The sequence below is a fragment of the Enterobacter quasimori genome, from assembly GCF_018597345.1.
GTDB classification, from domain to species: domain Bacteria; phylum Pseudomonadota; class Gammaproteobacteria; order Enterobacterales; family Enterobacteriaceae; genus Enterobacter; species Enterobacter mori.
In genome coordinates, this window is record NZ_JAHEVU010000002.1 from 389,704 (window position 1) to 403,051 (window position 13,348).

General features: G+C 57.4%; 11 protein-coding genes and 1 pseudogene. 8 read left to right on the plus strand and 4 right to left on the minus strand.

Features of this window, described 5'->3' with window-relative positions; genetic code table 11:
- Positions 1-10: 10 nt before the first annotated feature.
- The 4 genes and pseudogenes from KK102_RS10220 to KK102_RS10235 all read left to right on the plus strand — a co-directional run bounded on the left by KK102_RS10220 (position 11) and on the right by KK102_RS10235 (position 5,705).
- A complete protein-coding gene (locus KK102_RS10220) occupies positions 11-1,318 on the plus strand; it encodes a carbohydrate porin (protein WP_420842093.1) in 1,308 nt (435 codons plus the stop codon).
- A gap of 155 nt (positions 1,319-1,473) precedes the next feature.
- On the plus strand, positions 1,474-2,307 hold the full coding sequence (gene bglG, locus KK102_RS10225) for a transcriptional antiterminator BglG (protein ID WP_042715959.1): 834 nt from the start codon (positions 1,474-1,476) through the stop codon (positions 2,305-2,307).
- Between the two features lie 24 nt (positions 2,308-2,331).
- A pseudogene (gene bglF / locus KK102_RS10230) lies at positions 2,332-4,298 on the plus strand (PTS beta-glucoside transporter subunit IIABC).
- 12 nt (positions 4,299-4,310) lie between these two features.
- Complete coding sequence (locus KK102_RS10235) at positions 4,311-5,705, plus strand: glycoside hydrolase family 1 protein (protein WP_216357505.1); 1,395 nt, start codon at positions 4,311-4,313, stop codon at positions 5,703-5,705.
- Between the two features lie 39 nt (positions 5,706-5,744).
- Here the strand turns inward: KK102_RS10235 and yohP are convergent, their stop codons facing one another.
- Positions 5,745-5,828 carry a small membrane protein YohP gene (gene yohP, locus KK102_RS22445; RefSeq protein ID WP_015572324.1) on the minus strand — a complete coding sequence of 28 codons (84 nt, stop codon included), beginning with the start codon at positions 5,826-5,828 and terminating at the stop codon, positions 5,745-5,747.
- Positions 5,829-6,032: 204 nt separating this feature from the next.
- Here yohP and mdtQ point away from each other — a divergent pair, with 204 nt between their 5' ends.
- Together mdtQ and KK102_RS10245 are read left to right on the plus strand one after the other, a co-directional pair.
- Complete coding sequence (mdtQ, locus tag KK102_RS10240; RefSeq protein WP_126544434.1) at positions 6,033-7,451, plus strand: multidrug resistance outer membrane protein MdtQ; 1,419 nt, start codon at positions 6,033-6,035, stop codon at positions 7,449-7,451.
- Between the two features lie 50 nt (positions 7,452-7,501).
- The gene (locus KK102_RS10245; protein WP_089597971.1) at positions 7,502-8,266 is read left to right on the plus strand and encodes an SDR family oxidoreductase; all 765 of its coding nucleotides are present in this window, start codon (positions 7,502-7,504) and stop codon (positions 8,264-8,266) included.
- Positions 8,267-8,322: 56 nt separating this feature from the next.
- On the opposite strand, the gene KK102_RS10250 is transcribed toward KK102_RS10245, so the two are convergent.
- On the minus strand, positions 8,323-8,895 hold the full coding sequence (locus KK102_RS10250; RefSeq protein WP_126544435.1) for a DedA family protein: 573 nt from the start codon (positions 8,893-8,895) through the stop codon (positions 8,323-8,325).
- Positions 8,896-9,052: 157 nt separating this feature from the next.
- Here KK102_RS10250 and KK102_RS10255 point away from each other — a divergent pair, with 157 nt between their 5' ends.
- Both KK102_RS10255 and pbpG read left to right on the plus strand, forming a co-directional pair.
- The gene (locus KK102_RS10255) at positions 9,053-9,640 is read left to right on the plus strand and encodes a Yip1 family protein (protein ID WP_010433589.1); all 588 of its coding nucleotides are present in this window, start codon (positions 9,053-9,055) and stop codon (positions 9,638-9,640) included.
- Positions 9,641-9,807: 167 nt separating this feature from the next.
- Positions 9,808-10,731: a D-alanyl-D-alanine endopeptidase gene (pbpG, locus tag KK102_RS10260; RefSeq protein WP_216357506.1), complete on the plus strand. Its 924-nt coding sequence runs from the start codon at positions 9,808-9,810 to the stop codon at positions 10,729-10,731.
- A 94-nt stretch (positions 10,732-10,825) separates the two neighbouring features.
- On the opposite strand, the gene KK102_RS10265 is transcribed toward pbpG, so the two are convergent.
- A complete protein-coding gene (locus tag KK102_RS10265; RefSeq protein WP_216357507.1) occupies positions 10,826-11,380 on the minus strand; it encodes a GNAT family N-acetyltransferase in 555 nt (184 codons plus the stop codon).
- A 112-nt stretch (positions 11,381-11,492) separates the two neighbouring features.
- On the minus strand, positions 11,493-13,241 hold the full coding sequence (dld, locus tag KK102_RS10270) for a D-lactate dehydrogenase (RefSeq protein ID WP_126544437.1): 1,749 nt from the start codon (positions 13,239-13,241) through the stop codon (positions 11,493-11,495).
- Between the last annotated feature and the right edge of the window lie 107 nt (positions 13,242-13,348).

The following is a 13,348-nucleotide window of genomic DNA, read 5'->3' on the forward strand; positions in this document are numbered from 1 at the left end:
CGCTTTATTGATGATATCGCCTTTAACAATGGCGCAGGAGTGGAATGGAACGGTATTAGGATTTGAAGCCCCGCCGGAGCCTGTTCTGGGCGAAATGCTCGGCATACGTAAAATCCTTAACGATAACGGTTTTACCTATAACCTCGGATACCTGAATGAAATTGGCTGGAACGGCGGCGGTGGCTATAACCACGACTCCCACGTGGCCTATATTGACCAGTTTGCGCTGACCTTCAACCAGGATCTGGAGCGCTGGACGGGCATCCCGGATGCGCGTATCGAGGGGAACATCGTCAACCGCAACCACAATGACGATCTCACCACCAAACGCGTGCAGGATCCGCGCGTGAACTTCAACGATTTGACCCAGGAGAGCTGGGGCGGGCAATCCATTACCCGTCTGGGCTGGCTGACGTTTGCCCGCAGCTTTGACGACCGACGCCTCACCTGGCGTATCGGCATGATGAACAAGGTGCAGACTTTCGACCAGATCATCCCGTGCGACTTTCAGCTGCTCTCCCAGTGCGGCGGGAAATCGGCCAACTCGCTGACCTGGAACAACTGGAACGTTCACACCTGGGGCACCACGCTGGAGTATAAGCTCACGCCAGCCGTCACCTTAAAGGGCGGCGTGATGGAGCAAAACCCGGACGCCTCCAGCCGCAGCCACGCGTGGAGCTGGTCGACGAAGGGCAGCAAAGGGGTCTTGCTCCCGGTCGAAATCGAAGCGCGTCCGCGGGTTAACGGTATGCCGGGTGCCTATAACCTCGGCGTGGTGTTTACCAACGCGCCGCAAACCGATCTCTACCGCGGAAAATCCGGCGGGGCTGGGGCGAGCGATCCGGACGGTTATGAGAAGCATAGCCGCACGTGGTTCATGTACGCCGGGCTTAACCAGCAGATCACGCAGCACAGGGACGATCCGAATCGCGGGTTGAGCACCTCGGTCAGCATGAGCCTTGCGGATCAGCGCACCAACTATATGCATCAGGTGTATGCCGCCTCGCTGCGCTACCGCGGGCTGTTTGACGCGCGCCCGCAAGACTGGATTGGCTTCGGGCTGACCTGGATTGATATGAGCAGCCAGTACGCCCGCAACCAGCGCTATATGAACAGCCTGAGCGGCGTGTCGGACTATAACGATCCGGCGTATCACCCGGTGCCGGGCCACTCCCTGAACGGTGAGTTTTACTATCGCTTCCGTCCGGTGCCGTGGCTGGAGCTGCAGCCGGGCATTCAGTACTGGCACCATCCGGGCGGCGTATCCCGGACGCAGGATGCCTGGGTGACGGAGCTGAAAACCGTCGTGACGTTCTAGCAATGTCGATCTGCGTCACGTTTTTTACCCGTGATGCATTGAGGCTACGAATGAAACTGATAGAGTGCCAGAACTGGATTGTTACTGCTTCGGCAGGCAAAACCTGATTTTCTGGCTTCTGCCGGAGGTCAGGTTTTTTTGTTTCTGGGGTTCCGATGAAAATCGCCAAGATACTCAATAATAACGTGGTGGTTGTTCAGGATGAGCGCGGGCGTGAACAGGTGGTGATGGGCCGCGGGCTGGCCTTTCAGAAGCGCGTCGGTGAAGCGTTGGATACCGCGCTGATTGAAAAGGTGTTTGCGTTACAAAGCGATGAGCTGGTGCAGCGTCTCGGTGAGCTGCTGAGCCAGATCCCGCTGGAGGTGATGACCACCTGCGACCGCATCATTGGGCTGGCGGCGCAGCGGCTGGGGAAATTGCAGGAAAGTTTGTATATCACCCTGACCGATCACTGCTACTTCGCGATTGAGCGCCAGAAGAAAGGGCTGGCGATCAAAAACGTGCTGCTGTGGGACATCAAGCGCCTCTATCCGAAGGAGTTTGAGCTGGGGCAGGAGGCGAGGGCCATTATCGCCAAACGCCTGAACGTCGAGCTGGCTGAGGACGAAGCGGGGTTTATCGCGCTGCATCTGGTCACCGCGCAGCTGAACAGCGAAATGCCGGAAGTGATGCATGTGACAAGGGTGATGCAGGAGATCCTGCAGCTGGTGAAGTATCAGCTGCAGCTGGAGTACGACGAAGAGTCGCTCAGCTATCAGCGTTTTGTCACGCATCTGAAGTTTTTTGCCCAGCGGATGCTCACCCGCACCGTGGTGGACGATGACGATGTCTCGCTGCATACCGCGGTAAAGGACAACTACGCGAAAGCGTGGAAATGCGCCGAGAAAATCGCGCAGCACCTGAACAAAAGCTATCAGCGCGAGCTGACGACCGAAGAAATTATGTTCCTCGCCATTCATATTGAACGGGTGAGAAAAGAGGGGCGTTAAGCCTCAAATCTGGATTGTTACTGCATAACGCAGGCAAAACCTGAGCGCGGCCTTCGAAAGGAGGACGTTCTCGGGTTTTTTTTATTTTTATACTCAGTCAACAGGTGCCTGCGGGCATCGGATGTAAGGAAATCGAGATGGAATACCAGGCTTTAGCGGCGGATATTCTCGGCCACGTTGGCGGAAAAGAGAACATTGTTAGCCTTGTCCACTGCGCGACCCGGCTTCGCTTTAAACTGAAAGATAACCAGAAAGCGGATGCCGAAGGGCTGAAGAAAAATCCGGGCGTGATTATGGTGGTCGAAAGCGGCGGCCAGTTCCAGGTGGTGATTGGCAACCACGTGCATGACGTCTGGCAGGCGGTGCGCAAAGAGGCCGGGCTCGCTGACGATGCGCCAGCCGTGGAAGAGAAGGGCGACAAGGGCAACCTGCTGGGCCGCCTGATCGACATCGTCTCCGGGATTTTCACCCCGTTTATCGGCATTCTGGCGGCCTCCGGTATTCTGAAAGGGCTGCTGGCGCTGGCGGTGGTCTGCGGCTGGCTCACCCCTGAAAGCGGCACCTATAAAATCTGGTTCGCGGCCAGCGACGCGCTGTTCTTCTTCTTCCCGCTGGTGCTGGGCTATACCGCGGGCAAGAAATTCGGCGGCAACCCCTTTATTACCATGGTGATCGGCGGGGCGCTCACCCACCCGATGATGATTGCGGCGTTTAACGCCAGCCAGCAGCCGGGGGCGGTTTCCGAAGCGTTTCTCGGCATCCCCGTGACCTGGTTCAACTACAGCTCGTCGGTGATCCCCATCATTCTTGCCGCGTGGGTCAGCTGCTGGCTGGAAAAACAGAGCACCAGGCTGCTGCCATCCTCAATGAAAAACTTCTTCGCGCCGCTGATCTGCTTAGGCGTGACCGTGCCGCTGACCTTCCTGGTGATTGGCCCGCTGGCAACCTGGCTCAGCCAGCTGCTGGCCAACGGCTACCAGTGGATTTACGTCCTGGCACCGTGGCTGGCGGGCGCGGCGATGGGCGCGCTGTGGCAGGTCTGCGTCATCTTCGGCCTGCACTGGGGGCTGGTGCCGCTGATGATCAACAACCTGGCGGTGCTGGGGCATGATTCCATGCTGCCGATGCTGCTGCCCGCGGTATTCGGTCAGGTGGGTGCGGCGCTGGGGATCTTCCTGCGCACCCGCGATGCGCGTCAGAAAATGCTGGCCGGGTCGTCCGTGACGGCGGGGATTTTCGGCATCACCGAGCCGGCAGTCTATGGCGTTAACCTGCCGCTGCGCAGACCCTTTATTTTCGGCTGCGTGGCGGGGGCAATCGGCGGCGCGATTGTCGGCTTCAGCGACACCCACGTGTACTCCTTCGGCTTTGCCAACGTCTTTACCATCGCCCAGATGATCCCGCCGGGTGGGGTAGATGCCACGCTGTGGGGCGGCATTATCGGCACCGTGGTGGCGCTGGTGCTGAGCTGCGTCCTGACGCTGGTGGCGGGCATGCCTGCACGCCCAGCGCCCGAGGAGGTTGCGCCAGCGGGTGAAAACGATGTGCTGGCACCGATGACCGGTACCGTGCTGGCGCTCGATCAGGTGCCCGATACCACCTTTGCCAGCGGCCTGCTGGGCAGCGGTGCCGCCATCATCCCCTCCGACAACAGGGTGGTTGCCCCGTTTGCGGGCGTTGTTGCCTCTCTTTTCCAGACCAAACACGCCATCGGCCTGCTCAGCGACAGCGGCATTGAAGTGTTAATCCACGTCGGGATCGACACCGTGAAGCTCGATGGTAAACCGTTTACCGCCCACGTGAAGGTGGGCGACAGGGTGCAGCCGGGCGACCTGCTGCTGGAGTTTGATCGTCAGGCGATTATCGACGCCGGATACGACCTGGCGACGCCGATCATTATCAGTAACAGCGACGAGTATCGCGAGGTGGCGACCGTGGCGGCAACGTCCGTTAATGCCGGTGCACCGCTGCTCAGCGTAAGCCATCAATAACAGGAGAACGTGATGAAGACTTTCCCGGATGAGTTTTTATGGGGCGGCGCGGTTGCCGCGAACCAGGTAGAAGGCGCCTGGCGGGAGGATGGCAAAGGGCTGTCAACGTCTGACGTCCAGCCGCAGGGGGTGTTTGGCCCGGTGGTGGAGCGCGTGGCGGGCGACAGCGGCATCAAGGATGTCGCCATCGATTTCTATCACCGCTACCCGGAAGACATCAAACTCTTTGCCGAAATGGGCTTTAGCTGCCTGCGCGTCTCCATTGCCTGGACGCGTATCTTCCCGAACGGCGACGAGCAGGCGCCAAACGAAGCGGGTCTGTCGTTTTACGACCGGCTGTTTGACGAGCTGGCCGCGCACGACATCACCCCGCTGGTCACGCTGTCGCACTATGAGATGCCGTGGGGGCTGGTGAAGCAGTACGGCGGCTGGGGCAACCGTCAGACGATTACCTTCTTTGAGCGCTACGCCCGCACCCTGTTCGCGCGCTACGGGGAGAAGGTGAAGCTGTGGCTGACCTTCAACGAAATCAATATGTCCCTGCATGCGCCGATGACCGGCGTGGGGCTGCCGGAAACCAGCAGCAAAGGGGAGGTGTATCAGGCGATCCACCATCAGCTGGTGGCCAGCGCGCTGGCGGTGAAAGCCTGCCACGAGATTATCCCGGATGCAAAAATTGGCAACATGCTGCTGGGCGGCCTGATGTACCCGCTGACATGCAGGCCGGAAGACGTGCTGGAAGCGCTGCAGGAGAACCGCGCCTGGCAGTTCTTTGGCGACGTGCAGTGCCGCGGGGCGTACCCGGGCTATATGCTGCGCTTCTTCCGCGACAGCGGCATCCAGATTGATATCACCGACGCCGACCGTGAGGCGCTGAAATCCACCGTCGATTTTATCTCGTTCAGCTATTACATGACTGGCTGCGTGACAACCGATGAAGAGTTGAACCAGCAGGCGCGGGGCAACATCCTGAGCATGGTACCAAACCCGCATCTGGCAAGCTCCGAGTGGGGCTGGCAGATTGACCCGGTGGGCTTGCGCACGCTGCTAAACGTGCTCTGGGATCGCTATCAGAAGCCCTTGTTTATTGTGGAAAACGGCCTTGGCGCGAAGGACAAACCGGACGCCGACGGCGTGGTGCAGGACGACTACCGCATCAGCTACCTCAACGACCACCTGGTGCAGGTGCGTGAGGCCATTGACGACGGCGTTGAGGTGATGGGGTACACCAGCTGGGGGCCGATCGATCTGGTGAGCGCGTCCAAAGCGGAACTGTCCAAACGCTACGGCTTTATTTACGTAGATCGCGACGACAGCGGTAAAGGCACCCTGGCCCGCAGCCGCAAAAAGAGTTTTTACTGGTATAAAGAGGTGATTGCCACGAAGGGGGCATCGCTGAAAGCCTGACAGGAATAACGTCGCCCGGCGCAGTGCCGGGCAAATAAATCAGAAAATCATTTTGAATACGCCGGTAACCACTAACAGCCCTATCAAAAATATAATTAAAATAACCCACAGTAATATTTTCATTCCCTTCTCCTGCCCGTGTATGACAATGAATAAGTGTAGCAGCCAATTCATAATTGGCATGAATACGTTGAATTTATTCATTGTGGTTGGGAATAAATTGCCGAATATGAAAATGTATGACAATTTGCGGATTGACACGCGTTACTAAAAAACAGAACGGCATCAAGCGTAATTTGCGCCTTTCATTTTTTGAGTTATGGCGTCATGAAACGTTCTTTTATTTTATCTCTGAGTGCTCCTCTTGTTTTAATGCTGGCAGCCTGCGCGCCGGAACATGCCAGCGTGTCGCCGATTAAAACGCAAGCCGCTGCGGCGTCGGTAAATACACGGCTCAGTCGAACCAGCTGGCCGAAAAACGAGTGGTGGAAAGACTATAACGATCCGCAGCTTAATTCGCTGATTGCGAAGGCGCTAAATGATGCGCCGGATATGCAAATTGCCCGACAGCGTATTACGCTCGCGGAAGCGCAGGCGAAGGCCACCATGGCGGCAGACGGCCCACAGATTGATTTTTCAGCCGATGCGGAACGGCAAAAAATGTCTGCGGAAGGGTTAATGGGACCCTTCGCCATTACCGATCCGGCCGCGGGTACGACGGGGCCGTGGTACACCAACGGAACATTTGGCCTGACAGCGGGCTGGGATCTCGACTTGTGGGGCAAAAACCGCGCGCAGGTTGAAGCCCGTATCGGCAAGGTCAACGCTCAGAAAGCCGAGATGGAGCAGACGCGTCAGCTGTTGGCCAGCAGCGTGGCGCGGCTTTACTGGGAGTGGCAGACCCAGGCCGCGGTGGGGGAGGTTCTCGCGCAGATTAAACACGAGCAGGAAAATATCATCGGTGCCGACCGCGAGCTGTATCAGCACGGGATCACCTCCTCGGTAGAAGGTGTCGAAACCGATATCAATGCAAGCAAAACCGAAGAGCAGCTTGCCGGGGTAAAAGGCAAAATGAAAGCCGTTGAGGCACGTCTGCAGGCCCTGACCAATACCTCCTCATTGAAGCTGACTCGTCATGCTTTACCGACAGCGGAAGCGGCGTTGCCCGCCACGCTGGGATACGAGCTGCTGGCTCGCCGCCCGGATCTGCAGGAGGCGCACTGGTACATTGAAGCTTCCCTGAGCGAAGTGGATGCCGCCAAAGCCGCCTTCTATCCCGACGTGAACCTGATGGCATTCCTGCAGCAGGATGCCCTGCATCTGAGCGATCTGTTCCGTTCCTCCGCCCAGCAAATGGGCGTCACCGCGGGGCTGACGCTGCCGATCTTCGACAGCGGCAGGCTGAATGCGAATCTGGATATCGCTCAGGCGCAGAACAACCTTTCGGTGGCAAACTACAACAAAGCGGTGGTTGATGCCGTTAACCAGGTCGCGCGCACGGCCAGTGAAGTTGAAACCCTGACCGTCAAAAACCAGCAACAGCAGCAGGTCGAGAAAGATGCTGCGCGCGTGGTGGCACTGGCACAGGCGCGCTTTAGCGCCGGGATTATTGCCGGTTCCCGCGTCAGCGAGGCCAAAATTCCGGCACTCAAGGAACATATCGCTACGCTAACCCTGAAAGGGCAGTTCGTGGATGCCACGCTACAGCTGACGTCCGCGCTGGGCGGTGGCTATCATCACGGCTAAAAAGGGTAATTATCTATACTTACCTCTTTGCACATTTTCAGGAGGTGAGTATGACCCGAGTAGCAATTGTGACGGCATCGGATTCCGGTATCGGTAAAACCACCGCGCTGATGCTTGCAGAGCGAGGCTTTGATGTCGGTGTCACATGGCATTCCGATGAAAGCGGCGCGCGGGAAACCTGTCGCGAGGTTGAGGCGAGGGGGCAACGTGCAGAGGCTATCCAGCTTGATCTGAGCACGTTGCCGGACGGTGCAAAGGCCATTGATACGCTGATTGCGCGTTTCGGTCGGCTTGATGTACTGGTCAACAATGCCGGGGCGATGACGAAAGCGCCATTCCTTGAGATGCCGTTTGACGACTGGCGGAACATTTTCACCGTTGACGTGGACGGCGCGTTTCTCTGTTCGCAGATTGCCGCGCGGCAGATGGTGAAGCAGGGGGAAGGGGGGCGGATTGTGAACATCACCTCGGTGCATGAGCACACGCCGCTGCCTGACGCCAGCGCCTATACCGCGGCAAAACATGCGCTGGGTGGCTTAACCAAATCCATGGCGCTGGAGCTGGTTAAGCACAAGATCCTGGTGAACGCCGTTGCGCCCGGTGCGATTGCCACGCCGATGAATGACATGGATGATAGCGAAGTGAAGGAAGGCTCAATGCCGGAAATCCCGCTGGCAAGGCCGGGGCATACCAAAGAGATCGCCAGCCTGGTGGCGTGGCTGTGCGACAGCGACGCCAGCTACACGACGGGGCAATCCTTTATCGTTGACGGCGGATTTATGCTGGCGAATCCGCAGTTTAAGCCGGAGGGGTAGATACCTTATTCCCTCTCCCCGGGGGAGAGGGTTAGGGTGAGGGCATCAGGCCGCAGCTACTCCTCATCCCGCCTCTTCTCCCTGTACCGCATCCACAGCCTGACTCCAATCACCGCCACAACCACCATAATCAGCCACGCCCAGTGCTTGAGGTGCTGGTCGAGATTATGCAGCCACGGTCCGATCACCTCTCCGCCCACGTAGCCAAGCGTGGTGAAGATCAGCGCCCAGGCAATCGCGCCGACAATATTGAGCGGCAGAAATATTTTGGGCGGTAGACGGCTGGCACCGATCAGAATCGGCCCGATAATGCGAAAGCCGTACATAAAGCGGGTGCCAATGACGAACAGATAGGGATGACGCTGAATGAGGCGCTGAGCGCGGCGGATTTTCTTTTGATGCTTTGCGAAACGCTTAAGCAGCGTCGGCCCGAAGCGCAGCCCCAAAAAGTAGAGCAGCTGATCGCCAATCATCCCGCCCAGGGCGACCGCGGCGACGACCAGCGGGAATTTCAGCAATCCCTGATGCGCCGCAACGCCGCCTAGCAGCGTGATGGTTTCGCCTTCTGCCACGCTACCGATGACCAGCGCGGCATATCCATATTGTTCAATAAGTCCGTTGATATCCATTACGTCTGAGTTATCTCCCTGTTCGTGCCTGCATTAATCATATACCCCCAGAATCAACCGTGCGGCAATCAACGGAATTTTCCAGCTGTACATAAAATAATCTAAAGCCTGCATTATACTTAGAGTATCGCTGACGGGCCGACAACAAGGGGGCGCTATGAACCATGTCTGGGGACTCTTCTCCCATCCCGATCGTGAAATGCACGTGATCAGAAGCGAGAACGAAACGGTCGCGCATCATTACACGCACCATGTGCTGCTGATGGCAGCGGTGCCGGTAATCTGTGCGTTTATAGGCACAACGCAAATCGGCTGGAACTTTGGTGATGGCACCGTGGTTCAGCTCTCCTGGTTTACCGGGCTGTATCTTGCCGTCATCTTTTACGGCCTGATGCTGGCGGGTGTGGCGGTAATGGGGCGCGTTATTCACTGGATGGCGCGAAACTACCCGCAGCGTCCGTCGCTGGCCCACTGTATGGTCTTTGCCGGATACGTCGCGACCCCGCTGTTCTTAAGCGGTATCGTTGCGCTCTATCCACTGGTCTGGCTGTGCGCGCTGATCGGTACTGTTGCCCTCTTTTACACCGGTTATCTGCTGTATGTAGGGGTGCCAACCTTCCTGAATATCAATAAAGAAGAGGGCCTAAGCTTCTCCAGCTCCACGCTTGCCATCGGAGTGCTGGTCCTGGAAGCGTTACTGGCTCTGACGGTTATTCTGTGGGGTTATGGATACCGTCTCTTTTAAGCTCACTGCATTGCTGGCGTAAATGCCAGCAATGCAGCATCTGTTCACGATTCTCCGCTGGCGACAACGCACTGTGACGGCTATGATGCCGATGCCAGCCTGCGTTTATCCGTTGACGCCGGCGGTGTACGTCATTACGTGCGTGAATAATTATCAGAAGTCTCACCATGCTGAAATTCCGAGTTTCATTACTGAGCCTGGCGCTGCTGCTGGGTGCGTCCGCTGCCGCGCCAGCCATCGCCAAAACGCCAGCGGCAACCTCCGCCGCGGCACAACCGCAGATTGCCTCCGGCAGCGCGATGATCGTCGATCTCAACACCAACAAAGTGATCTATGCCAGCCACCCGGATCTGGTGCGTCCGATCGCCTCTATTACCAAATTAATGACCGCGATGGTGGTGCTTGATGCACGACTGCCGCTGGATGAAAAACTGAAGGTCGATATCAGCCACACGCCGGAAATGAAAGGCGTCTACTCCCGCGTGCGTCTGAACAGTGAAATCAGCCGTAAGGATATGCTGCTGCTGGCGCTGATGTCCTCCGAAAACCGCGCGGCAGCCAGCCTGGCGCACCATTATCCGGGCGGCTATGATGCGTTTATTCGCGCGATGAATGCCAAAGCCAAATCGCTGGGGATGACCAACACCCGCTATGTGGAGCCGACCGGGCTGTCGATTCATAACGTCTCAACGGCGCGTGACCTGACGAAGATGCTGATTGCCAGCAAGCAGTACCCGCTGCTCGGCCAGCTCAGCACCACGCGTGAGGACATGGCGACGTTCTCTAACCCGTCCTACACGCTGCCGTTCCGCAACACTAACCATCTGGTGTATCGCGAGAACTGGAATATCCAGTTAACCAAAACCGGGTTTACCAATGCGGCAGGCCACTGCCTGGTGATGCGCACCGTGTTTAACGGCAAGCCGGTTGCGCTGGTGGTGATGGATGCCTTCGGCAAATATACCCACTTCGCGGATGCCAGCCGCCTGCGGACGTGGATTGAGACCGGGAAAGTGCAGCCGGTTCCGGCCGCGGCGCTGACGTATAAAAAGCAGAAAGCGGAACAGATGGCGACGGCGCAGAACGACTGATGCGCCTCTGCGCGCTGATGCCCTCACCCCGACCCTCTCCCACAGGGAGAGGGAGTGAACACTAAAAACGGTAACCCAGGTTACCGTTTTGCTTTTATTCCGGCAGCGTCCAGTCACCGTCGTTGAGCGGGCGCTGCATTATCAACGTATCCCGCCAGTCGCCTTTTTTATACCCAACGCTTCGCAATTGACCCACGACATCAAAACCGTGCTTTTTATGTAAGCGCAGCGAGCCCGAGTTGTTATTCCCGTCACCCACAACGGCAATCATCTGCCGCCACGGGCCCTGCTCGCAGCGTGCGATCAGCGCGCTCAGCAACGTCGAGCCAAATCCACGGCCCGTGGTGCTGGCATCCACGTAGATTGATTCCTCCAGCGTATAGCGATAAGCCTGTCGGGGACGATACGGAGTGGCATAGCAATAGCCGACGACGATACCGCGGTACAGCGCGACCAGCCACGGCAAACCGCTGTCGGTGACGTTTTTCATACGCTTACGCATTTCGTCTACGGTGGGGGGAACTTCTTCGAAGGATGCGCGACCATGGAGTACATGCCATGCATAGATGGCCGAGATGGCATGCGCATCATCTGGCAGGGCATCACGCACCTCCAGTTCGGTTTCGGATAAAATATCTACAGCCGACATGATGTGCCCGCTCCTTATCGTAGAATGCCGGAGAAACGTCTCTCCGGCGACAGATCGCTACTCTAGTACGATTAAGGAGGGCTTAACAATCTCTCAAATATGGCTGTATGAATTAATCAGATGCTTGCGTTATGGGCTGCTCCGCATCTGCCTCTTCTTTCCAGTATTTCTTCCGCGTTGTCTTACCAATGCCGGGATTCATGCTGTTTGTAGGGTCATTCTCGCGATAAAACTGCTTAAGTGCGTCAGGGGCCTTATAAAGATGCCCAACGTTGTGTTCTGCAGGATATTGTGCGCCACGTTCACGCAGAAGGGCGAGCATCTGCTCTTTCAGCGCGTGCGCGTCGACGCCTTTTTTAACGATGTAATCCTGATGGAAGACGTAGCACATAAAGTGGCCGTAATAGAGCTTGTGCACCAGCTTGCTGTCGATCTCCGGCGGCAGGTGCTCAAACCACTCGGTATCGTTGCGTCGCAGGGCGATATCCAGCGCCAGAATATCTTCCACCTCGTCGGAATGCACCGCCTGATAGCGGATGGCGGCACCCGCCGCGGCGAAACGATGCAGGAACGCTTTGCTGCCTTCTTCCGGCGTGCAGGCAAAGAAATCACCCTCAGCCGTCTTGAAGAACTCGGTCAGCCAGCTTTGCGCCTCGGTAATCCCGTCTCCGGCCATCTTCAGCAGCAGGTGGTGCTCATACTTATCGCGCCAGGTTTTCATGCGCTCCGGTAAGTGCGCCGGAAAAACCTTGCCCAGCTTCTGCATAAAGCGGTCGGTGAAGTGCGGTTTGAACAGCGACACTTTCTCGAGCATCGCGTCGGTGCGGCCCTTCATGGTGAAGAAGAACGGCATTTTGTCGGTGCCGAGCTTGTCGATCATCAGGAAGGTGTCTTTGCCGTAGCGCTCGGCGATGTCGTAAATATCCCGGTGCATATATTCGCCCGCCACCGGCAGATGGGTAAACTCCCCCAGAATATGACGACGGATTTCGGTCAACACCTCGGGCTGATTGGTGCCGATGTAAAACACCTGCTGCTTCTTCTCTGCCGGGAAGGTATCAAGGCGTACGGCAAAAACGGCGAGCTTGCCCGCGCAGCCGGAGGATTCAAACAGACGGTCCGGGTCAGCGTTATAGCGCGCCGGGGTGTCGGCGTCGATATCCCGCACGCGGGTGACGTAATCATGATCGTGCGCGTGGCGGCCGTCGTGCTGAACGTCTTCGTCCTTCACGCGGTCATCGTCAAGCTTGCTCAGGATCTGCTCCGGCGTCACGCCGAGATCGATACCCAGATGGTTCACCAGCGTTAGCTTGCCGTTTTCGTCGATGCGGGCATACAGCGACATCTCGGTATACGCCGGGCCGCGCTGCACCAGCGAGCCGCCGGAGTTATTGCAGATCCCGCCGATCACCGACGCGCCAATACAGGAGGAGCCGATCACCGAGTGCGGCTCGCGTCCCAGTGGCTTAAGCGCTTTTTCCAGCGTGTAGAGCGTGGTGCCGGGGAAGGCCAGCACCTGTTCACCTTTGTCCAGCAGGTGAAGTTTGTCGAGGCGCAGGGTGCTGATAATCACGATGTCACGATCGTAATCATTGCCGTTCGGCGTGGAGCCTTCGGTCAGGCCGGTATTGGCGGCCTGCATTAAAATAATCTTGTCGGCGGCGACGCAGGCGCTCAGCACGCGCCACAGCTCAAGCAGCGTGCCGGGGAAGACCACCGCCAGCGCGTCGCCCTGGCCGGAACGGAAACCCTTGCGATAGCGGGCGGTTTTAGCCGGGTCAGTAAGCAGGTGAGAGTGACCAACCAGGCGCGACAGTTCGTTAATAAAAGTATTGTTATCGTCAGTTCGAACAGAAGACATCTTCCACTCCTTGTGGTGGGGCAAATTTCTCGCTGTAAAGCATAGCGCGATTAACTGTTAAGCGGTCGAGTATTCACGAGAAAAATCAGAGAATAACCCTGCAAGGT